The 20,748-nt window shown below is 74.1% G+C and carries 21 protein-coding genes, 3 tRNA genes and 2 pseudogenes; 21 read left to right on the forward strand and 5 right to left on the reverse strand.

Annotated elements, in window-relative coordinates; all coding sequences use genetic code 11:
- Positions 1 to 157 precede the first annotated feature (157 nt).
- From ACTMS0_RS03635 to ACTMS0_RS03690, 12 genes are read left to right on the forward strand one after another with little or no spacing between them, the layout of a single operon-like run.
- On the forward strand, positions 158 to 724 hold the full coding sequence (locus ACTMS0_RS03635; protein ID WP_441153628.1) for a hypothetical protein: 567 nt from the start codon (positions 158 to 160) through the stop codon (positions 722 to 724).
- Complete coding sequence (locus ACTMS0_RS03640) at positions 718 to 1,647, forward strand: hypothetical protein (RefSeq protein ID WP_441153629.1); 930 nt, start codon at positions 718 to 720, stop codon at positions 1,645 to 1,647. Before ACTMS0_RS03635 ends, ACTMS0_RS03640 begins: the two co-directional genes overlap by 7 nt.
- On the forward strand, positions 1,644 to 2,303 hold the full coding sequence (locus tag ACTMS0_RS03645; RefSeq protein WP_441153630.1) for an SAF domain-containing protein: 660 nt from the start codon (positions 1,644 to 1,646) through the stop codon (positions 2,301 to 2,303). The genes ACTMS0_RS03640 and ACTMS0_RS03645 overlap by 4 nt, the downstream gene beginning before the upstream one ends.
- Before the next feature lie 2 nt (positions 2,304 to 2,305).
- On the forward strand, positions 2,306 to 3,106 hold the full coding sequence (locus ACTMS0_RS03650) for a ParA family protein (protein WP_441153631.1): 801 nt from the start codon (positions 2,306 to 2,308) through the stop codon (positions 3,104 to 3,106).
- Positions 3,096 to 4,616 carry a CpaF family protein gene (locus ACTMS0_RS03655; protein WP_441153632.1) on the forward strand — a complete coding sequence of 507 codons (1,521 nt, stop codon included), beginning with the start codon at positions 3,096 to 3,098 and terminating at the stop codon, positions 4,614 to 4,616. The genes ACTMS0_RS03650 and ACTMS0_RS03655 overlap by 11 nt, the downstream gene beginning before the upstream one ends.
- Positions 4,577 to 5,521 (forward strand): type II secretion system F family protein, encoded by a 945-nt coding sequence (locus ACTMS0_RS03660; protein ID WP_441154000.1) that lies wholly within the window; start codon positions 4,577 to 4,579, stop codon positions 5,519 to 5,521. Before ACTMS0_RS03655 ends, ACTMS0_RS03660 begins: the two co-directional genes overlap by 40 nt.
- Before the next feature lie 55 nt (positions 5,522 to 5,576).
- The gene (locus ACTMS0_RS03665) at positions 5,577 to 6,443 is read left to right on the forward strand and encodes a type II secretion system F family protein (protein ID WP_441154001.1); all 867 of its coding nucleotides are present in this window, start codon (positions 5,577 to 5,579) and stop codon (positions 6,441 to 6,443) included.
- 26 nt (positions 6,444 to 6,469) lie between these two features.
- Entirely contained in the window at positions 6,470 to 6,664 is a 195-nt protein-coding gene (locus ACTMS0_RS03670; RefSeq protein WP_441153633.1) for a hypothetical protein, read from the forward strand.
- 16 nt (positions 6,665 to 6,680) lie between these two features.
- Positions 6,681 to 7,130: a TadE/TadG family type IV pilus assembly protein gene (locus ACTMS0_RS03675; protein WP_441154002.1), complete on the forward strand. Its 450-nt coding sequence runs from the start codon at positions 6,681 to 6,683 to the stop codon at positions 7,128 to 7,130.
- A complete protein-coding gene (locus tag ACTMS0_RS03680; protein WP_441153634.1) occupies positions 7,115 to 7,588 on the forward strand; it encodes a TadE/TadG family type IV pilus assembly protein in 474 nt (157 codons plus the stop codon). The genes ACTMS0_RS03675 and ACTMS0_RS03680 overlap by 16 nt, the downstream gene beginning before the upstream one ends.
- Positions 7,585 to 8,016 carry a pilus assembly protein TadG-related protein gene (locus ACTMS0_RS03685; protein ID WP_441153635.1) on the forward strand — a complete coding sequence of 144 codons (432 nt, stop codon included), beginning with the start codon at positions 7,585 to 7,587 and terminating at the stop codon, positions 8,014 to 8,016. Before ACTMS0_RS03680 ends, ACTMS0_RS03685 begins: the two co-directional genes overlap by 4 nt.
- A gap of 14 nt (positions 8,017 to 8,030) precedes the next feature.
- Entirely contained in the window at positions 8,031 to 9,083 is a 1,053-nt protein-coding gene (locus tag ACTMS0_RS03690) for a LysM peptidoglycan-binding domain-containing protein (RefSeq protein WP_441153636.1), read from the forward strand.
- 98 nt (positions 9,084 to 9,181) lie between these two features.
- On the opposite strand, the gene ACTMS0_RS03695 is transcribed toward ACTMS0_RS03690, so the two are convergent.
- Positions 9,182 to 10,033, reverse strand: a complete 852-nt coding sequence (locus ACTMS0_RS03695; protein WP_441153637.1) for a Rieske 2Fe-2S domain-containing protein — start codon at positions 10,031 to 10,033, stop codon at positions 9,182 to 9,184.
- Positions 10,034 to 10,091: 58 nt separating this feature from the next.
- Positions 10,092 to 10,724 (reverse strand): 5,6-dimethylbenzimidazole synthase, encoded by a 633-nt coding sequence (bluB, locus tag ACTMS0_RS03700; protein ID WP_441153638.1) that lies wholly within the window; start codon positions 10,722 to 10,724, stop codon positions 10,092 to 10,094.
- 104 nt (positions 10,725 to 10,828) lie between these two features.
- Between bluB and ACTMS0_RS03705 the strand changes: the two genes are divergently transcribed.
- The gene (locus tag ACTMS0_RS03705) at positions 10,829 to 11,593 is read left to right on the forward strand and encodes a crotonase/enoyl-CoA hydratase family protein (protein ID WP_441153639.1); all 765 of its coding nucleotides are present in this window, start codon (positions 10,829 to 10,831) and stop codon (positions 11,591 to 11,593) included.
- Here ACTMS0_RS03705 and ACTMS0_RS03710 read toward each other — a convergent pair.
- Together ACTMS0_RS03710 and ACTMS0_RS03715 are read right to left on the reverse strand one after the other, a co-directional pair.
- A pseudogene (locus ACTMS0_RS03710) lies at positions 11,586 to 11,948 on the reverse strand (NAD(P)/FAD-dependent oxidoreductase); the annotation flags it as partial. The gene ACTMS0_RS03705 and the pseudogene ACTMS0_RS03710 overlap by 8 nt on opposite strands.
- Positions 11,949 to 12,025: 77 nt before the next feature.
- Positions 12,026 to 13,052, reverse strand: a pseudogene (locus ACTMS0_RS03715) (dihydrolipoyl dehydrogenase family protein); the annotation flags it as partial.
- A gap of 147 nt (positions 13,053 to 13,199) precedes the next feature.
- On the opposite strand from ACTMS0_RS03715, the gene ACTMS0_RS03720 reads away from it, so the two are divergent.
- The gene (locus tag ACTMS0_RS03720) at positions 13,200 to 14,045 is read left to right on the forward strand and encodes a hypothetical protein (RefSeq protein WP_441153640.1); all 846 of its coding nucleotides are present in this window, start codon (positions 13,200 to 13,202) and stop codon (positions 14,043 to 14,045) included.
- Positions 14,046 to 14,051: 6 nt separating this feature from the next.
- Here ACTMS0_RS03720 and ACTMS0_RS03725 read toward each other — a convergent pair whose 3' ends face one another.
- A complete protein-coding gene (locus ACTMS0_RS03725) occupies positions 14,052 to 14,963 on the reverse strand; it encodes a phytoene/squalene synthase family protein (protein ID WP_441153641.1) in 912 nt (303 codons plus the stop codon).
- A gap of 184 nt (positions 14,964 to 15,147) precedes the next feature.
- On the opposite strand from ACTMS0_RS03725, the gene crtI reads away from it, so the two are divergent.
- The 7 genes from crtI (at position 15,148) to ACTMS0_RS03760 (ending at position 19,655) form a co-directional block, all read left to right on the forward strand.
- On the forward strand, positions 15,148 to 16,629 hold the full coding sequence (crtI, locus tag ACTMS0_RS03730) for a phytoene desaturase family protein (protein WP_441153642.1): 1,482 nt from the start codon (positions 15,148 to 15,150) through the stop codon (positions 16,627 to 16,629).
- Entirely contained in the window at positions 16,626 to 17,234 is a 609-nt protein-coding gene (gene idi / locus ACTMS0_RS03735; RefSeq protein ID WP_441153643.1) for an isopentenyl-diphosphate Delta-isomerase, read from the forward strand. Before crtI ends, idi begins: the two co-directional genes overlap by 4 nt.
- On the forward strand, positions 17,224 to 18,168 hold the full coding sequence (locus ACTMS0_RS03740) for a MerR family transcriptional regulator (protein ID WP_441153644.1): 945 nt from the start codon (positions 17,224 to 17,226) through the stop codon (positions 18,166 to 18,168). Before idi ends, ACTMS0_RS03740 begins: the two co-directional genes overlap by 11 nt.
- Before the next feature lie 186 nt (positions 18,169 to 18,354).
- Positions 18,355 to 19,152, forward strand: a complete 798-nt coding sequence (locus ACTMS0_RS03745) for a polysaccharide deacetylase family protein (protein WP_441153645.1) — start codon at positions 18,355 to 18,357, stop codon at positions 19,150 to 19,152.
- 154 nt (positions 19,153 to 19,306) lie between these two features.
- A tRNA-Glu gene (locus tag ACTMS0_RS03750) sits at positions 19,307 to 19,379 on the forward strand.
- A 27-nt stretch (positions 19,380 to 19,406) separates the two neighbouring features.
- Positions 19,407 to 19,483, forward strand: a tRNA-Asp gene (locus tag ACTMS0_RS03755).
- Between the two features lie 98 nt (positions 19,484 to 19,581).
- Positions 19,582 to 19,655, forward strand: a tRNA-Phe gene (locus tag ACTMS0_RS03760).
- Positions 19,656 to 20,748: the final 1,093 nt, after the last annotated feature.

Genomic DNA, 20,748 nt, shown 5'->3' on the forward strand with positions numbered 1-20,748 from the left:
CCGGGACGGCACAGGGATTTGCATTTGTAAAGATCAGTCACGGTAAATGCGGATGCGCTTTTCCACAGGGTCCGGATGTGGTCATTCGGCCGCGCTTCCGCATGCCCGGACCAGCCGGGGACACCGGCCGCCGGGAGTCCGACGAGGAGGCGCGACAGTGCGAGGACGGCAGCTCAGGGGCGTTGCGACGTACCTGGCGACGGTCGCGGTGCTCGGTGCCGCGGCGGGCTGCGGCACCGACCGGGGAGCGACCACCGCGACGGCGGCCGATGGCACGGCACCCGCCCGCGTACGATCCGGCGGCGACGAACAGACCGCCCGGAAATTGGCGCTCACCGCGTATTCCGGATATCTCGCCGCGTCGCGGAAGGCGAGCGGACGCAGCGATCCGCACCATCCGGAACTGTCCACATTCCTCGCTGATCCCTTGTTGACCCGGGTCCGGCTTGCCATTCGGACGGCCAAGGAGCACGGCGCCGTACGCGTCGGGACGCTGGTGTCGGACCCGACCGTGACCTCCGTCGACCTGGACGCCGTCCCGCCCACGGTGGAGATCCAGGACTGCCTGGACGCGACCGGCTGGCGGCTGATCTATGCCCGGGACAAGCGGGTGGTGCCGGGCAGCCGGGGGACCCGGCATCTGGCCACCGCGACCGCCACCCGCTACCCCGACGGCCGCTGGCTGATCAGCGCCGGCGCCTCCCACGAGGACCAGCCGTGCTGACCGGGGGTGCGAGGTCGCGTCGCACCGCGCTCGGCGGGCTGGCCCTGGCCGCTGCGCTCGCGGCTGCCACCGTGCCGGCCGTGGGCTGGGCCGACCCGCCCGGCGCGGAGTGCCCGCCCGGGCAGCACGACTGCAACGTCTGGGACGACGACCCGGGCACTCCGGGCGGCGGACCCGGCGGACCGGGCGGCGGGGACGGCGGTGGGGGCGACGGAGGCGACGGTGGCGGCACGTGCCAGTGGAACGGCCGCACGATCCCCTGCTACGACGAGGTGCTCGGCTGGTTCAACAACGGCGACGGCTGCTACTACAAGCTCGCCGAGCCGCAGCCGGCCGACACTCCGGCCGGCCACCAGTGGTACGTGCTGACCTGCAACGGCGGCGACCTCGGCTCGCAGCGGCTGGAGCTGCGCGACTCGCCGCCACCCGGTTACGGCGCCCCGCCCGACCCGGAGGAGCTGGCTCGGCGGGCGCTCGCCTCGATCCGGCTGCTCCCGCCTCGGGTGGCGATCGCGCCGCGCCGGCAGATCGGCCCCGGGCTCGTCGGGCTGCCGGTGTGGATGTGGGCCAGCCGGGGTGACAACTACTTCGGCCCGCTGCGCGCGTCCGCCTCCGACCGGGGGCTGACCGTCTCCATCGAGGCGCGGGTCGACCGGATCGTCTGGGACATGGGCAACGGGGTCCGGGTGACCTGCGCCGGTCCCGGCACGCCGTACAGCTCCACCGGGGCGCACGCCGGGAAGCGCTCCCCCGACTGCGGCTACCACAGCGGCTACCCGAAGGCCGGGACGTACCGGGTCGGTGCCACCACGTACTGGTCGGTGACCTGGAGCGGTGGCGGCGAGAGCGGCGTCATCCCGGTCACCCGGACGAGCGGCACGGTCCCGATCCAGATCGACGAACTACAGGTGGTGGCGGAGTGAGCCTCGCGACGCGCAACGGAACCGGACCGGTGGACGCACCGGTTGCCCCGCCCCGGGTGGTCCGGCAACGCCGGATGCGTCCCGGACTGCTGGGCCTGGCCGTCCTGCTGATCGCACTCGGCGGGCTCGGGGCGGCGTTCGCCGTCACCTCGGTCCGCGCCACCGGCAGCTACCTGGCGGTGGCCCGCCCGGTCGAGGTCGGCCGGACGATCGGCGCGGACGACCTGGTGGCCGTGCAGGTGGCCGGCGGCCAGGGGCTCGCCCCGGTGCCGGTGGGACGGCGGGACGACGTGGTCGGCAAGCGGGCGAAGGTGTCGCTCGTGCCCGGGACGTTGCTGACCATGGACCAGCTCACCGACGAGCCCTTGCTCGGCCCCGGGCAGCAGCAGCTCTCGCTGGGTCTCGAGCCGTCCCAGGTGCCGGCCCGCAAGCTGCACCCCGGCGACAAGGTGCTGCTGGTCAGCACGCCGGGCGGGAACGACGACCGGCCGGTCGTCGGTGTCACCCGCTTCGAGGCCACCGTCATCGACACGACGACCAACGAGGACGACGACGAGGTCGTGGTCTACGTGACGCTCCCCGTCCGGGACGTACCGGCGGTGGCGGCGCTGGAGGCACAGGAACGCCTCGCCGTCGCCCTCACCGAGGTGGCCTGAGCATGGCGATCATCGCGCTGGTCGCCGCCAAGGGCTCGCCGGGCGTCACCACCTCCGCGCTGGCCTGCGCGTTGACCTGGCACCGGCGGCTGGTGCTGGCCGAGTGCGACCCGGCCGGCGGGTCGGTGCTCGCCGGCTACCTGGGCGGCGCGCTGGACGGGCCCCGGGGCATCGGCGAGCTGGCCGTCGGCGAGTTGCGCGACGGCAACCTGGAGACGGCGTTCTGGTCGCAGCTGGTCGACCTGGACGCCCCGAAGCGGGAACGGCTGCTGCTGCCGGGCGTGGTCGATCCCGCGCAGGCGGGCAGTGTCATCCCGCTGTGGCAGCGGTTCGCCGACTTTTTCACCGGGCTGGACCGCGGCGACCCCCCGTACGACGTGCTCGTCGACTGTGGACGCCTGCACGTGGCCGGTCCGCCCTGGCCGATCCTGCGCGCCGCCTCGGTGGTGCTGGTGGTCACCGGCGCCCGGCTGCCGGACCTGTCCGCCACCCGGGCCCTGGTCCAGGCGGTCGAGCGGGACTTCGCCGAGCACCGGGTGCCCCCGGGCTCGCTGCGACTGCTGCTGGTCGGCGACGGGCACCGGCGCGGCGAGGTCAGCAAGGCCCTGCGGCTGCCGGTCATCGCACGGCTGCCGCACGATCCGCGTACCGCCGGGGTGCTGGCCCTCGGCGGCACCGTGCGGGCCGGACGGCCGCTGATGCGGGCGGCGAGCGCGCTGGAGGTGCCGGTCGGGGCGTTGCTGGACCGGCGGCGGGCCCGCCTGTCCTGGCCGGTGCCGCAGGGGGTGCCGGATGCGCTTTGAACCGGTCTCCGCCGACCCCCGCCGGCACGCGCCCACCGCCACGTCGATCGCACCACCCCTGCCCCCGCCGAACGGCCGGCACCATCCGGCGCCGGTCGCCGCACCGCCGCCGGAGGCACCCCCGCGCCCGAGGGTGGACTTCCAGGTGGTCCGCGAGCTGCGCCGGGAGCTCAGCGAACGGCTCACCCTCTGGCAGCGCGGCCGGGAGTTCGACGCCGACGCCGAGGACACCGAGCGCGCCCGGCTGGCGGTCGCGGTCGTCTCCGAGTACGCGGACGCGGTCCGCCGGGCCGGCACCCCGATGGCGGCCGGCGAGGAGCGTCTCCTGCTGGACCAGGTCACCGCCGAACTGGCCGGGCTCGGCCGCCTCCAGACCCTGCTGGTCGACGAGACCATCGAGGAGGTGCACATCCTCGGCTGCGACCAGGTGCGCATCACCCGGCACGGCGGCGGCGTCGACTGGGCCGAGCCGATCGCCGACAGCGACGACGAGCTGGTGGAGATCCTCCAGGCGGCGGCCCGGCGGGCGGGCGCCACCGAGCGCTCCCTCTCGACGTCGAAGCCCACCCTCGACCTGCAACTGCCCGACGGCAGCCGGCTCGCCGCGGTGTTCCTGGTCAGCCACCGCCCGTACGCGGTGATCCGCAAGCACAACACGCTCGACGTGAGCCTGGACGACATCGCCGGCGCCAGGGCCGACCTGGACGAGATGATCGACCCGTTGCTGAGCGACTTCCTCCGCTCGGCGATGCGCGCCGGGCTCAACATCATGGTCGCCGGCCTGGCCGGAGCCGGGAAGACGACGGTCATCCGGGCGCTGATGAACGAGATCCCGCCGGACGAGCCGTACGTGCTGCTGGAGGAGAGCCGCGAGCTGCTGCCCGCCCGTCGTGGGCACCGGCACCGGGCGGTGATGAGCTTCGAGGCCCGGGAGGGGCACGGCGAGCGGGGGCCGGACGGACGGCCGGCCGGTGAGGTCAGCATCGCCGACCTGATCCCGCTCTCGCTGCGGATGGGCGTGCTGCGGATCATCGTCGGCGAGGTCCGGTCCCGGGAGATCGTGCCGATGCTCCAGGCGATGACGACCAGCCGCGGCTCGATGTGCACCATCCACGCCCGGACGCCGGCCGGCGTCGGCGAGCGGATCGTCGAGTTGGCGCTGGCGCACGGCCGGGAGATGACGGTCGACCAGGCCCGGCGGATGGCCGGCAACGCGCTCGACCTGATCGTCTACGTCACCGTCGAGGACGAGACCGCGATCGGCGGCCGCAAGCACCGATTCGTCTCGCACGTCGAGGAGGTGATCGGCGTTGCCGAGGGCAGCCGCATCGCCACCACCACCGTCTTCGGGCCGGGACCGGACGGGCGGGCGGTCCCCCGGCACCTGCCGGAGCGGATCCGCACCCAGCTCCTCCGGGTCGGCTACGACACCCGGCTGCTGAGCCGGTGGATCGAGGCCGGCACCGGGGCCTGGCGGCGACCCCGGCAGACCCGGCTGGGCCGGCGGTGAGCCCGGTGGTCGACATCGAACTCGTCGCGGTCGCCTCCGGCGCCGCCAGCGTGGCCGGGCTGCTGCTGGCCGTCGTCGCGATCGTCGGCACCCGCCGGCCGTCGGGACCCGCCCCGGGCGCCGGGCCGGGACTCGGCCGGCTCTGGCGCGGCTCCGGGGCCACCCCTCACGAGCAGCGCGCCCACCAGGCGCTGCTGGTCGGCGCGGTGGTGGCCGGCGCGCTGGCCTTCCTGGTCACCGGGCTGCCGGTGGTCGGACTGCTGGTCGCCGTGGCGGTGCCGGGCGCCCCCTGGCTCTTCTCCGTCGGCCGGGCCGAGCAGCGGGCCATCGCCCGGATCGAGGCGGTCGGCGAGTGGACCCGCCGGCTCAAGGACGTCTCCGCCACCGGCCAGGGCCTCCAGGCCGCGATCACCGGCACCGTCGCCACCGCGCCGGAGGAGATCCAGGAGGAGGTACGGCTGCTCGCCGCCCGTCTCCAGGCCGGCTGGCTGGCCCGCCCCGCCCTGCTGGCGTTCGCCGACGAGATCGCCGACCCGGTGTGCGACCAGGTGGTGGCGGCGCTGATCCTGCACCTCACGGACCGGGGCGACCGCCTCGGCGACGTGCTCGGCTCGATCGCGTCGGCCGCCGCCGCCGAGGTGGCGACCCGGCGGGAGGTCGAGGCCAAGCGCACCCAACCCCGGTTCGCGGTCCGGTTCCTCACCGGCATGACGCTGGCCACGATCGCGTACGGCCTGCTCAACACCGACTACATCCGCCCGTACGGAACCCCGGTCGGGCAGCTCGTCATGGCGGTGCTCGGCGCGGCCTTCATCGGCCTGCTGGCCTGGGTGCGCTCGATGAGCCAGCCCCAGCGGCCGGCCCGCTTCCTGCCCGCTCCCGACCCGCACGAGGTGGTCGCGTGAGGGCGAGGAGTGAGCTTGCGAGCCCCGCAGTCGCGAACGAAGGGTGGCTCCGGTGATCGTGAACTGGCAGCTCGTCGTCGCGGTGGCCGCCGGGGCGGCGGTCGGGCTCGGTGTCTTCCTGGTGGTCCGGGAACTCGTCCCGGCGACCCCGGCGCTCGGGCCCGCGCTGCGGCGGCTGCACCAACCGCCCGGCGCCCGCGCGGTCACGCCGGCCGACCGGCGGCTGGAGTGGCTGTCCGGACTCGCCCGCTGGCTGCGGCCACCGCACCAGCAGCTCGCCCTGCTCGACCGGACACCGGAGCAGTACGCCCTGTCGCTGCTGCTGTCCGCCCTGATCGGGCTCGCCGCACCGAGCCTGCTGAGCGTCGCGCTCACCGTCCTGGGCGTACGGCTGCCGGTGGCCGTACCGGTCCTGGGCAGCCTGGGCCTTGCCCTGGTGTGCGTCCTACTCGCCCATCGGGCGGTGCTCGCGAAGGCCGACGCGGCACGCGACGAGTTCCGGGCGGCCGTCTGCACGTACCTCGACCTGGTGGCGTTGCAGCTCTCCGCGGCGCACGGCCCGGTGCAGTCCCTGGAGCGGGCGGCGGAGGTGTGCGACGGCTGGGTCTTCGACCGGATCCGGGAGTCGCTGCGGATCGCCCAGCTCCAGATGCACTCCCCCTGGGACGAGCTGCGGGACCTCGCCGACCGCATCGGCATCCCGGAACTCGGTGACGTGGGGGCGATCATGCGCGCGTCCGGCAGCGAGGGGGCGCAGGTGCACGAGACCCTGCGCAGCCGGGCCGACTCCCTGCGCGACCAGATCCGCACCGACAACCTGGCCCGGGCGGAGGGGGTGACCAGTCGCCTCGACATTCCCGGCGCCCTGCTCGTGTTCGTCCTGCTCGGTTTCGCCACGTACCCGTTCGTCGCCCGTCTGTGACGGCCACCCGGAGAAGGAGCACCCCGATGACCCTGATCACGTACCTGCACGTCGCGCTGGTCGCGCGGCTCGCCGAGCTGCGCCGCGACGGCGAGCGGGGCGACAGCCCCGTCCCCACCGCGGTGATCATCTTCGGCCTCGTCGCCGCCGCGCTCACCGTCACCGCGCTGGTCGCGGCCCGGGCGCAGAACTGGATGAACGCCATTCCGACCGCGCCCTGAGCCGGTGCACCGGAAACTGACCGCCGGTCGCCGGGCGGGTGACCCCGTCCGGCGATCGGGCGTGCGCGCCGTCGTGGTCAAGCGGCTCGGCGGTGCGGACCGGGGCGCCAATCCCGTGGAACTGGCGGTGGTCATGCCGGTGATCTTCGTGCTGCTCTTCGGGTCCATCCAGGTCGCCGCCTGGTTCGTCGCCCGGTCCACCGCGCTGAACGCCGCGCAGAGCGCGGTCAACGCGCAGCGGGTGCACCAGGCCCCGGCGGGTGCCGGCGAGGCCCGCGCGCGGCGGTTCCTGGCGGCGGCCGGCGGCTGGCTGGTCGGCTGGGACTCACCCGGCCCGAGCTGCGTGACGAGCGCGACCGACGTGACCTGCACGGTCCGCGGCCGCTCGCTCTCCGTCGTCCCCGGCGTGGACTTCCCGGTACGCCAGAGCGCGCACGGGACGGTGGAACGGTGGACGACGCCGTGAGCCGCGAACGTGGTTCCGTCTCGGTCGAGGTGGCGATCCTCGCGCCGGCCTTCATCGCGCTGCTCGTGCTGGGCGGCGTCGCGGGGCGTACCGCGGTGGCGGCCGAGGCCGTCGACGCCGCCGCCCACGACGCGGCGCGCGCCGCGTCCATCTCCCGGGACGCCGGCACCGCCCGCCGGGAGGCCCGGGACGCGGCCGTCCGGCTGCTCGACTGGCGCCGGCTCAACTGTGCCGGTACGCCCACCGTCGCCTTCAGCGGCTCCGTGAACGGCCGGCCGACCAGCTTCGACGCGGCGTTCCGCAGCCCGGTCGGCCAGAACGCCTCGGTCACCGTACGGATCTCCTGCGCGGTCGACCTGTCCGACCTGCAACTGTCGGTGGTGCCCGGGATGCCCACCGGCAAGCGGGTCACGGCGAGTTTCACGTCGCCGCTGGACCGCTACCGGAGTCGGGGATGACCGCCGCCGGGCGCGGGGGCGACTCGGGCCGGGTCAGCGTGTTCCTGGCGGTGACCGCGCTCGGCATCCTGACGGTCGTCGCGCTCGCTTTCGACGGGGCCGGGCAGCTGCGCTCGTTGCAGCGGGCCGACAACCTGGCCGCCGAGGCCGCCCGGGCCGGCGGCCAGTCGATCGACCGGGCCACCGCGATCGAGGGCGGCCCGAAGCGGATCGACCAACCACAGGCGCGGCGTGCCGTGGCCGCTTACCTGGCCGCCGCCGGCGCCACCAGCCACACCGTCAGCTTCCCGGTGGTCGACGGGGAGACCGTCGTCCGGGTCCGCGTCACCGTCACGTACCAGAGGTCCCTGCTCGGCCTCGTCGGCTTCGACGACACCGTCACCGTCTCCGGCGAGGCGACCGCCCGGGCGCTCACCGGCGCGCCGTAGGAAGGAAGGCAGCCATGACCACACCGGCTCGTACCGTCGGACGGGTCCTCACCGGGTTCGGCGCGCTCGTCCTGCTGTGCGGACTGCTGGTCGGCGCGCCGGTGGCGCTGCTCGCGCTGGCCGGCAACCCGCTGCCGGAACAGGTGCCCACGCTCGCCGAGGTCGGCGCGGTGCTGACCAGCCGCGACGACGGGCAACTCTTCCTGCGGGCGCTCGCGCTGGCCGGCTGGGCGGGCTGGGCCACCTTCGCCCTGTCGGTCCTGGTCGAGTTGGGCGCGCTGGCGCTGCGTCGACCGGCGCCCCGGCTGCCCGGGATGAGCCGGCAGCAGCGGGCCGCCGCCGCCCTGGTCGGATCCGTCGCGCTGATCCTGGCCGCCAGCCCGGCGGCGGCGAGCGCGGCGGCGGTGGCAGCGGGCCCACCGACCGGGATCGCGCGGGTCGGCCCGTCGCCGACGGCGATCCAGGCCGGCGCGCCGACCGCAGGCCGGACCGCGCCCGCCGACGCGGCCCGGCGGGCCCCGGTCTACCGCGTGGCGACGGGTGACCACCTCGGCTCGATCGCCGAGCGGTACCTGGACAGCTTCGGCGAGTACCGGACGCTGGCCCGACTCAACCGGCTGGCCGACCCGGACCGCATCCACCCGGGGCAACTGCTGCGGCTGCCGGCGCAGGCCGAGGACCGAGGTGTCCGCCCGCACGCCACCGGTCGGCTGGTCGCGCGCCCGACGCGGCAGCGACCGGCGGCGCCGGTGCCGGAACGGCCGGCTCCGGAACGGCCGGCTCCGGAACGGTCTGCCCCGGCGACTCCGGACGAGCCAGCTGCGGAGAGCCCGGAGGACGGGCCGGTCATGACCGTGGGGGCGGCCCGGCCCGGCGACCCCGACCGGGTGAACCGGCCGCTCGCGGTGTCGGCGATCCTGGCCGTGTCGAGCATCATCGGCGCGCAGATCGGCGCCGTCCTCGGCCTGCGCCGCCGCCCGGCCCCCGCCCGGGTCGGGGGGAGCCGCGGCGCACTGGCGAGTGCGCGGTACCGGGACCTGCCAACGGGACGGCACCGCCGGGACTGAGGTGGTCGCAGCCGATCGGATGATGCTCAGCCGGGCCGTACACGGGGAGTCGACCGGCACACCATCATCCGATCATGGTGGCCCGGTGCGGCGCGCCGTCAGGGGAGGCGGGCCTCCAGGACGCCTTCGACGACGCGGGTCGGGAGGACCACCTGGTCGTTCCCGGACGGACCGTGCACGACCTCACCACCGTTGAGACGGAACGTGCTGCCGTGCCAGGGGCACACGACGCAGGCGTGGCCGTCGATCTCCTGCACCTCGCCCTTGCCGAGCGGGCCGCTCTGGTGCGGGCAGCGCTCCAGCATCACGGTGACGTCGTCGCCGTGCCGGTACAGGATCACCGACACGTCGTCGATCTCCCGGGTGACCAGCTTGCGCTGCGGCAGCGCGGCCATGTCGGCGATCGAGTGCCAGCCCTCGCTCATCCGGTGCAGCTCGGAGATGCTCTGGTTGACCTGGGCACCCTGCTTGTACGCGAGGTGTCCGCCCAGGTACGCGCCCGTGCTGGCCGCGCTGAGGCCGAGCCAGCCGAGCGTACGGCCGAGGCGGTGGTTGCCGGCGAGCCGCGCGGCCACCGAGCCGGCGTAGCAGGCCAGGCCGATCGTGTTGGAGGTGGCGTGCACGAGGCCGATCCGCCGCTGGTCCCGGGAGAGCGCCGCCCAGTCGTTGAGCCCGGCCACGGCGGCCGGCAGGGCGCTGGCCGTGCCGACGGCGCAGAGCGTGGTGGCGGCGCGCCGCTGACCCGGCATCAGGTCCAGCACGGCGGTGCTGATCCAGGCGCCGACCGGCACCTGCACCAGCGCCGGGTGCAGCGGGTGCCCCAGCCAGACGCCGTGCAGGAAGTCGCGGATGCGTCGCGGGCGAAGAGTGGCCTGGACCGCCCGCTGAAGCGGGTCACCAATCCGGTCCAGCCGGGACGCCTGCTCGATCTTCGTCAGTAACGCTCGCACAAGTACCCACTTCCCGGCGAAACCGGTTGCAAACCGGTCTCCGGTGACGGATCCACCGTTAGGGGGAAGGCGTGACGCCCCAGCGGTCGGTGTGGACGGCGTCGGCGAGCGGACGCTTCTGCCGCCAGCCGTGCCGGGCCAGGTCGGGCACCGCCTCGAAGTGGCTGACCGGGCCGAGGCAGAGCCAGGCCACCGGCCGGATTCCGGCCGGGATGCCGAGCAGGCCGGCCAGCCACTCCTCGCGGTAGAACGACACCCAGCCGACGCCCAGCCCCTCGGCCGTGGCCGCCAGCCAGAGGTTCTGGATGGCGAGACAGGTCGAGTAGAGCCCGGTGTCGGCGATGGCGTGCCGGCCGAGCACCGCCGGCCCGCCCCGCGAGTGGTCGTAGGTGACCACGATGGAGAGGCTGGACTCCAGCACCCCGTCGATCTTGATCCGGGCGAAGCGCTCGGCCGCTACCCCGTCCAGCGTCGCGGCGAACACCTCCCGCTCGGCGCTGACGTGCTCGTGGAAGCGCCGGCGCAGCTCCGGGTCGCGGACCACGACGAAGTCCCACGGCTGCGAGTAGCCGACGCTCGGCGCGGCGTGCGCCGCCTCGAGCACGCGGTGCAGCGCCTCGTCGGGCACCGGCGCCCCGGTGAACTGCGCCCGCACGTCGCGGCGGCGGTGGATGACGTCGTACAGGTCCATGGGCCGGCTCCCGCTGCGCTCGCCCGCGGTCGCGGGACACCTCACAAGATCATGCACCAGAACGCTGTCTGGCGTGCCGGCGCCGCCGGGGGCATGCTGTGCCGATGGGGGTACGCGTCGAGCGCGCCGGAGCGGTGACCACGGTGATCCTGGACCGGCCGGACGCGCGCAACGCCGTCGACGGTCCCACCGCGCGAGCCCTGGCCGACGCGTTCCGCGCGTTCGACGCCGAACCGGACGCGGCGGTGGCGGTGCTGTGGGGCGCCGGCGGCACGTTCTGCGCCGGGGCGGACCTGAAGGCGATCGGCACCCCGCGCGGCAACCGCGTCGAGCCGGACGGGGACGGTCCGATGGGCCCGACCCGGATGGCGCTCTCCAAGCCGGTGATCGCGGCGATCTCCGGGTACGCGGTCGCCGGCGGCCTCGAACTGGCGCTCTGGTGCGACCTGCGGGTGGCCGAGGCTGACGCGGTGCTCGGGGTCTTCTGCCGGCGGTGGGGCGTACCGCTGATCGACGGCGGCACGGTCCGGCTGCCGCGGCTGATCGGCGAGAGCCGGGCGATGGACCTGATCCTCACCGGCCGCCCGGTGCCGGCCGACGAGGCGTACGCGATGGGGTTGGTGAACCGGCTGGTCGCGCCGGGTGAGGCGCGGACGGCGGCCGAGCGGCTCGCGGCGGAGATCGCCCGGCACCCGCAGACCTGCCTGCGCAACGACCGGGCGTCGGTGCTGGCCACCGCGGCGCTTCCGGAGCCCGAAGCCCTGGCGGCCGAGCTGGAGTACGGCATGGAGTCGCTGGCCACGGACGCGCTGGCCGGGGCGGCCCGGTTCGCCGCCGGAGCGGGACGCCACGGCGCGTCCGCTAGCTGAGCTCGCGCAGAGCCTCCGAGATGGCGCGGTGGAAGGTCGGGTATGCGTAGATCATGTGGCGGAGCTGGGCCAGCGGCACCGCCGCGTGCACGGCGACCGCCAGCGCGGACAGCACCTCGCCGCCGGCCGGCCCGACGGACGTGCCGCCGACCAGCACCCCCTGGTCCGCGTCCGCGATCAGCTTGATGAAGCCGTCGGCGCGGTGGATCCAGCCGCGTGACGACGAGCCGAGCTGCGCCATTCCGACCTGGACGTTGATCCCCCGCTCCCGGGCCTGCCGCTCGGTGAGCCCGACCGCACCGACCTCCGGGTCGGTGAAGGTGACCCGGGGCAGCGCCCGGTAGTCGGCCCGCGAGCCCATCCCGGCCGAGCCGCTCGACCCGCTCGCGGCGAGCGTGCTCGCCGCGCCCATCGCGCCGCCCATCACGCTGGCGGTGCCGCTCGGGTCCGGCTCGCCGCCGGCGTGCCGGGCGTGGTCCAGCAGGTCGGCGACGACGATGCCGGCCTGGTACATGGCGACGTGGGTGAAGGCGCCCTCGCCGGTGACGTCGCCGACCGCCCAGATACCGTCGGTGACGCGCAGGCGGTCGTCGACGGGCAGGTAGCGCCGGTCGGCCGGGACGCCGACGCTCTCCAGGCCGAGCTCGTCGAGGTGCGCCCGGCGGCCGGTCACCACCAGCAGCCGGTCGGCGGTGTACGCCGTCCCGCCCGCGTGCAGCGTGAACCGTTGCCCGTCGTGGTCGACGCGTTCGGCGGTCACGCCGGTGTGGATCTCCACGCCGTCGGCCCGCAGCGCGGCGGCGGCCACCTCGGACGCCTCCGGCTCCTCGACCGCGAGCACCCGGTCCAGGGCCTCGACCACCGTGACCCGGACGCCGAACCGGGCGAAGACCTGCGCCAGCTCCAGCCCGATCGCGCCGCCGCCGAGCATCAGCAACGACTCCGGCAGTTCCTCGACCTCGATCGCCTGGTGGTTCGTCCAGTACGGGGTGTCCGCCAGCCCGTCGATCGGCGGGACGGACGGGCGGGTGCCGGTGCCGAGCACGATCCCGTGCCGGGCCTGGAAGACGTGGTCGCCGACGCGGACGCGGCCGGGCCCCTCGAGCCGCCCGCTGCCGCGGACGAACCGGCCGCCCTTGCCGACGAACCGCTCCACGGCCACCCGGTCGTCCCAGGTGTCGGTGGCCTCCTCGCGGATCCGCTTCGCCACCGGCGCCCAGTCGGGGCGGACCTGCGCCGTCCCGGCGAGGCCGTCGACCCGCCGCGCCTCGGCGATCGCGTTGGCCGCCCGGATCATCATCTTGGTCGGGATGCACCCCCAGTACGGGCACTCGCCGCCGACCAGGCTCCGCTCGACGCCGACGACGGTCAGCCCGGCCTCGGCGAGCCGGCCGGCCACCTCCTCCCCACCGACACCGAGCCCGACAACGACCACGTCCACTATCTGCGGCTCCGCCATCCCGTCAGCATTCCGCACCGGCTGCCCGCCGAACCAGGATCCACAGGGGAATTCCTGCTTCCGTAACCTTCGTGCGGCGCTGCTGACGGATACCGGACGGTGGCGAATCCGCCACCGCGGCCTGACGCTGCGTACGCTCTCATGCTCGTGGACAACGACACACCGGGTACCGGCGAGCCCGTCGGGCAGGAGCGCCTCGGGAACCGGTCCATGCTGATGGGCAACCTGCTCACCGTCGCGGCGGGGCTGATCAGTGTGGTCCAGGCACTCCGGGCCGATTCGTGGTGGCCGCTGTGGGTCACGGCGGGTGGCCTGACCCTCGCTGGCGTGCTGGCGTACCGCCTGCGGCAACGGCGGTGGCGGGCGGCGGCGGTGAGTCTCGCCGTGCTGCTGCTCCTGGGCGGGGGTGGCGTGCTGCTGGCCGTCATCCGCCCGGATGACCGACCGCCGAGCGGAACGCCGGCCGCCGTCGGTGCGACCGGCGTCGCGCCGTCGTCCGGCTCCCCGGCTGCCGGCGCCCCGACGAGCGGTGCGGCAACACCCGGCGGCCCGACCTCCGCCGGTACCGCGCCGACCAGCCCCGCCGTCGACATGTCCGGCACCCCGACGGCAGCCGCGGCGGGCACCGTCTTCAGCGACGTGGTGCAGTTGGACAAGAAGACCGGGGTCGACCTGGACGACGGGCGGGCCGTCCGCCGGTACGCCCAGGACGCCACCGTCGACCTCTACCTGGACTGGGGCTACATCCTCTACTCCAGCGCCCGGCACAGCGCGATGTACGACGACAGCAACGCGGGCCCCGAGGAGGGCGCAGACGCCCGCTGCCGGACCTACCGCGAGGCGAAGCGGGACACCTTCGCGCACAAGTACATCGGCGGTGGCAACCAGCAGTACTGCTTCACCACCTCGGAGGGGCGGCACGCCTGGGTGCAGGCGGTCAACACCGTCGGTGACGGCGGGCTGATCCTCAAGGTCACCGTCTGGAAAGGCTGACGGGACTTATTGGACCGGCGGCCCGGGGATCGTGACCGGGGTGCCGGTCGGGGTGAGCAGGGCGCGGGCGGCCACCGCCATCCGGCGGCGTTGCGGCACCACGGCCCGGCGGACGAGGACGTCGAAGTCCTGGGCGGCCACCTCGTCGAGGATCCCGCCGTAGAGCGCGTACGCGGTGCGCATGCAGGCCTGCGAGGCGGGGGCGAGCATCGTGACGCCGGGCGCGGCGGCGGCGTAGTGCGCCTGGGCGCGGGTCACCTCGTACCGGATCAGCTCGCGGATCGGCTCGGTGGCGCGTCCGGCCGTACGGGCGGCGAGGAGGTCGTCGCGGGTGACGCCGAAGCGCGCCAGGTCCTCGTCGGGCAGGTAGGTGCGCCCGCGGTCGAGATCCTCGGCCACGTCCCGGATGAAGTTCGTCAGCTGGAAGGCCAATCCGAGCTGGCGGGCGGGCTCCCGGGCCGCCGCCGGGTCGGAGCTGCCCAGGATCGGCAGCATCATCGTGCCGATGACTGCCGCCGAACCCTCCATGTAGTCGAGCAGGTGATCGTAGGTGCGGTACGAGTGGACGGTCAGGTCCATTGCCATGCTCTTGAGGAACGACGCGAAGTCGTTCGGGTCGAGATCGAAGACGGCGATCGTGTGCAGGACTGCGGGGAGCAGCGGGTCGTCGACCGGCTCGCCGTGCAGGCCGGCGACGAACCGGCCGCCCCAGTCGTCGAGGCGGGCGGCCCGCTCAGCCGGCGGCAGGTCCTCGGTGCGGTCGACGATCTCGTCCGCGTACCGCATGAATCCGTACAGGGCGTGCACGTGCCGCCGTTTCCACGCGGGCAGCAGCCGGGTGGCGAGAAAGTAGGTACGGCCGTGACGCCGGTGCAGGTCACGGCATCGGTCATAGGCAGCGGCGAGATGAGTGTCCACCGGCCCTCCCTTTATCGACGCACCAATCGACGCAACCCGTAACTCTAGGGTACGCTCGCCCACATGACCAACGAGGCAGTCGTGGGTCGATCGACGGGACGGCGCGCACCGCGCTGACCGGTCTCGCCACCGCCGCCACGCACCGGCGGGCATGATGGGCAACTTCGCACAAGGAGGTGGTCGCGTGCGCACCGTGAACGGGCGTACGGACCGGGTGGTGGTTGTCGGCGCCGGTCTCGGCGGGCTGGCCTGCGCGCTGCACCTGGCCGGCAGCGGCCGGCAGGTGACGGTGCTGGAACGCGAGCCGGTGCCCGGCGGCCGGGCCGGGCGGCTCAGCGTCGACGGGTACGAGTTCGACACCGGCCCCACCGTGCTCACCATGCCGGACCTGATCGCCGAGGCGCTCGGCGCGGTCGGTGAGGAGCTGGACGACTGGCTCGACCTGACGCCGCTGGACCCCGCGTACCGGGCGTACTACCCGGACGGCTCGACGCTCGACGTCATCACCGACACCACACGGATGGCCGCCGAGATCGCGACGGTCTGCGGGCCCCGTGAGGCCGACGGCTACCTGCGCTTCGTGGACTACGCGCGCGAGCTGTGGCGGCTGGAGCGGGCCGACTTCATCGAGCGCAACCTCGACGCGCCGACCGATCTGCTCACCGGCGGCCTGCTGAAGCTGCTCGCCAACGGCGCGTTCCGGCGACTCCAGACGAAGATCAACCAGTTCTTCCGGGACCCGCGCACCCAGCGGATCTTCTCCTTCCAGGCCATGTACGCCGGGCTCGCCCCGCATGACGCGCTGGCGATCTACGCGGTCATCGCGTACCTCGACTCGGTGGCCGGGGTGTACTTCCCGCGCGGCGGCGTCCACGCGGTCTCGCGCGCGATGGCCGGCGCCGCCGAGAAGCACGGCGTACAGCTCCGGTACGGCACCACCGTGACCCGGGTGGAGACCGCCGGTGGTCGCGCCACCGGCGTGCGGACCGCGGAGGGCGAGTTCGTCCCGGCGGACGTGGTGGTGCTCAACCCCGACCTGCCGGTCGCCTACCGGGACCTGCTCCCGCCGGCCCGGCCACGCCGGCTGACCTACTCGCCGTCCTGCGTGGTCCTGCACGTCGGGTCGACGCGGGGCTATGGGAAGATCGCTCACCACAACATCCATTTCGGTCGGTCCTGGCGGGGCACCTTCGACGAGGTCATCCGGCGCGGTGAGCTGATGAGGGACCCGTCGCTGCTGGTCACCAACCCGAGCCGGACCGACCCGTCGGTGGCCCCGGCCGGCCGGCACACCTACTACGTGCTGGCGCCGGTGCCCAACCTCGACCGGGCGCCGTTCGACTGGCGGGGCGGCCTCGCCGACCGCTACGCCGACCGGCTGGTGGGGACGCTGGAGGAGCGCGGCTACGTGGGCTTCGGGGACGGCATCGAGGTGTTGCGGACGGTCACCCCCGCCGAGTGGGCGGAGCAGGGCATGGCGGCCGGCACACCGTTCGCCTCCGCGCACAGCTTCTTCCAGACAGGCCCGTTCCGTCCGTCGAACCTGCACCGTGGCCTGGGGAACGTGGTCTTCGTCGGTTCCGGCACCCAGCCCGGCGTCGGCGTGCCGATGGTGCTGATCTCCGGCAAGCTCGCCGCCGCTCGTGTGACGGAGAGCCGCCGGTGACCGCCCGCGAAGCCCACCTGGTCGAACTGGTGGACGACACCGGTCGGGCGACCGGCCGGACCACGGTGTCGGCCGCGCACCAGCCGCCGGGGAAGCTGCACCGGGCCTTTTCCGTGCTGCTCGTCGACCCGGCGGGTCGGGTGCTGCTCCAGCGCCGCGCGGCGGTGAAGACCCGCTTCCCCCTGCGGTGGGGCAACTCCTGCTGCGGGCACCCGACGCCCGGGGAGTCGCTGACCGTCGCCGCCAACCGCCGGCTCGCCGAGGAACTGGGCGTCGGCCCGGTCGAGCTGACCGAGATCGGGGTGTACGTCTACTACGCCGAGGATCCGGCCACCGGCCGGGTCGAGTTCGAGTACGACCACGTCCTGCGCGGCGTCCTCCCGCCGGACACCCCGCTGCACCCGGACCCGGACGAGGTCGCCGAGCTGTGCTGGGTGGATCCCGTCGAGCTGGAGGCCGATCTCGACGCCGACCCGTACGCGTACGCCCCCTGGCTGGGCGGGGTGGTGAACCGCTTCCTGCGTCCCTCCGGTCCGGCCGGCCCCTCCGCGCTCCGGTCAGGCCCGACAGCCTCTGAGGCTCCGGAGCGATCGGGTGACGGATGAGGCGCTGAGCGCCGGCGCCGTCGCCCGGCGGCTGGGGGTCGCGGTGACGACGCTGCGCACCTGGCACCAGCGCTACGGGCTCGGGCCGAGCGAGCACGTCCCGGGGCACCACCGCCGGTACACGCCGGCCGACCTCGCCCGCCTGGAGATCATGCGGCGGCTCACCGCCCAGGGGATCGCCCCGGCCGAGGCTGCCCGCTGGGCGCGCCAGGCGCCCGAGGCGGTACCGGCCGTGCCCGGTGCCCAGGTCCGCGCCGTCGGCACCCGCGACGGGGGTGGCAGCGCCATCCCGGTCGGTCGGGCCGGTCCGGCCGCCCGCGGGTTGGCCCGCGCCGCCATGCGGCTGGACTCGGTCGTCATCAGTGAGACGATCGCCCGCGCCATCCAGGTCGAGGGGGTCGTCGCCACCTGGAACGGACTCCTGCGTCCCGTCCTCGTCGGGATCGGCGAACGCCACGCCGCCACGGCCGCCCTGATCGAGGTCGAGCACCTGGTGTCCCGGTGCGTCTCCGAGGCGCTCGCCGCGGCGGCCCGCGCCCACGCGCCCGGCAGCCCACCGCGCATCCTGCTCTCCTGCGCCGACGAGGAGCAGCACAGCCTGCCACTGGAGGCGCTCGGCGCGGCCCTGGCCGAGGTCGGGGTCGCGTACCGGATGCTCGGCGCCCGGGTGCCGGTGGAGGCGCTGCTGGAGGCGGTCAACCGCACCGGCCCGGCCGCCGTCGTGGTGTGGTCGCACACCCCCGTCACCGCCGACCCCGCGCAGCTGACCGCGCTGCTCGCGACGCCCCGCCGGCCGCTGCTGGTGCTCGCCGCCGGGCCGGGGTGGCGGGCCGACACGCTCCCGGCGGGAGTGGTGCGGCCGGTCGACCTCGCCGAGGCGGTCTCGCTCGCGGTGGCCGTCCGGGACTCGCTGGACCAGTCGGCCGGCGAGTAGGACCCGTCCACCGCCCTCCGTCCCGGTACGTCGGCCCGCCGGGGCGCCAGGCCGATCTGCGGTCACCCGCTGTGACGTAACCGGCACACTGGTGTGACGCAGGTCCCGCCGGGGTGTCCGATGCGGGGAACCGTCCCGTAGCCTCCGGGAGGTCCGCCGACCCCGACACCCCCTCGGGAGCGAACGATGCGCCTGCGCGCTCTCCTCGCGGCCGGTCTGGCCCTGGTCGTCCTCACCGGCGGCTGCGGCGACGACACGGGTCGGCTGCGGGCCGCCCCCGACCCCAGCCCGGTGGCCTCCGGCACCCTTCCCGCGGAGCCGACACCGACCGCGGCACCCCGACCGACCCGCAAGCCCCCGGCCGCCCGGCCCCTCCGGCCGCTGCCGACCGCGCTGCCCGCGGGGCTCCAGCGCACCACCGGCGTACGCGGCGTCGCGCTGACCTTCGACGACGGCCCGGACCCGGTCTGGACCCCCAAGGTGCTCGACCGGCTGCATGCGGCGCGCGTCACGGCCACCTTCTGCGTGGTGGGTACGCAGGTCCGCCGCCACCCCGATCTGGTCCGCCGCATCGTGCGGGAGGGCCACCAGCTCTGCAACCACAGCTGGAACCATGACGTCGACCTCGGCCGGCGACCGGTCGCCGAGATCCGGGCCGACCTGCAACGCACCCACCGGGCCATCCGGGCGGCCGCCCCCGGCGCCCGGATCCCGTTCTACCGCCAGCCCGGCGGGCGCTGGACACCCGAGGTGGTCCAGGTGGCCAAGCAGCTCGGGATGCGCTCGCTGCACTGGACAGTCGACCCGCAGGACTGGGGGAAACCTCCGGCCGAGACGATCAACAAACGGGTACACGTGGCCGCCCGGCCGGGAGCGGTCGTCCTGCTGCACGACGGGGGCGGCGACCGGGCCGCCACCCTGGCCGCGTGCCCCCGGCTGATCACCGACCTCAAGACCCGGTACGGGGTCGTCCGGCTCCGCTAGACAGCGCCTGAGCTGCGGTTCTCCGGCCCGTTGTGGCTCCAGCCATACCGGTTTGGTCGACCGGCGGGGCATCACGTATGCTTTCCAGGCCTCCGGCGGGGCCGGATGGGAGCAAGTCCGCTTGAAGTTGCGAGTGTGCAATGATGGCGGGGCCGCCCTCATCGTCTAGCGGCCCAGGACGCCGCCCTTTCAAGGCGGTAGCACGGGTTCGAATCCCGTTGGGGGCACAGGTCCGGCTTCGGCCGGGCGAGCTAGGTCCTGTGGAGCAGTTGGAGTGCTCGCCGCCCTGTCAAGGCGGAGGTCGCGGGTTCAAGTCCCGTCAGGACCGCCAGCGCTGACGCCGCGCCATCACGCGCGGCGTTCTGCGTATCGGAGCATGTGGCCCTGCTCGGCGGAGACCCCGACGGCCGGGTAGCATGAGCCGAGCACGGCCAGGTAGCTCAGTTGGTACGAGCGTCCGACTGAAAATCGGAAGGTCGGCGGTTCGACCCCGCCCCTGGCCACATAGCCTTTCGCCGGGCTACAGAGATCCCCACCAGCGGAAACGCAGGTGGGGATCTTGCTTTATGCCCTCATCGGGCATCCAGCGGTGTTACCCGTGGCTGACCCCTCTTGGCCGCCGATTGCCGCCCGGTATCGCACGTAGATCGCACGCTGTGCCCTTCCCCACACGGCGGCCTCAGAGCCATCTCCGCCGTGAGTCCCACACACCGTGGAGCGGGCCAGGGCCAGGGTGACAAGGTGGAGCGCCCTACCGGACGAACGACCTTGGCACCCTGGCCCTGGCCTGCTCGGCTCTGCCTGGGACTCATGGTGGAGATGGCGACCCACGCAACCACCGACTACCGCACCGTCCGGACGGGCCTCCCCCATCTCTGTCGAAGATCCCCGCCCGGAGGGCGACAACTCTTGCAGTCCGCCGACCGTCCCGTCCCGTCCGGCCGAACCTGGCACCTTCCGTCGCCAGCCCGCTACCGAGCCTCGATGGGCGACGATGGCGGCATGGCTCGGCGGATGAAACTGAAGACGTGCAACGACCGACCCGAGGAGGCAAGGTGACTCAGCGCTCGCAGCACCAGCGGGGCTACTGCCCCGTCTGTAAACGCCTCGTACCCCTTACCTCTGACGGAAGAGTTGCGCGGCACAACGGCACCATTCGCGCATACGCCCCGCCCGAGGAGTGCCCCGGGGGTGGACAGCGGGCGGAAGCTACGGGGTCCTGAGCAACAGCGGGCCCTTTGGGGTAGATGCCAAGTCAATCCGGACAGGTGCCACGGTGGTGCCAACTACAGCCGGAGGGACACCAACGTGGCCGGCCGATGCCGGCCGGAGGTCGCCAGCAGGCCGGGGCCGGGCCGGCGCGGCCCGCTTTGCGGGCCGCCTTGATCCTTAAGAGGCGAATTCGGCAGTGCGCGGGCCTTGTCAGTCGGGCCGAGCGGGGCGACCCCGTGCGCTAAGCCATGATCATGCCCGCGAGCAGGTTCAGTAGGAACCCGATCACGGACCCGAGGACGAATGTCCACCAGGCGGTCCGCGCGCCTGACTTGCGAAGGCGTTCAAGCTGGCTGTTATGAGCTGCCGTCAGCTTGCCAACCG

It is taken from the genome of Micromonospora sp. H33 (assembly GCF_052068455.1).
In the GTDB taxonomy this organism is placed as follows: domain Bacteria; phylum Actinomycetota; class Actinomycetes; order Mycobacteriales; family Micromonosporaceae; genus Micromonospora.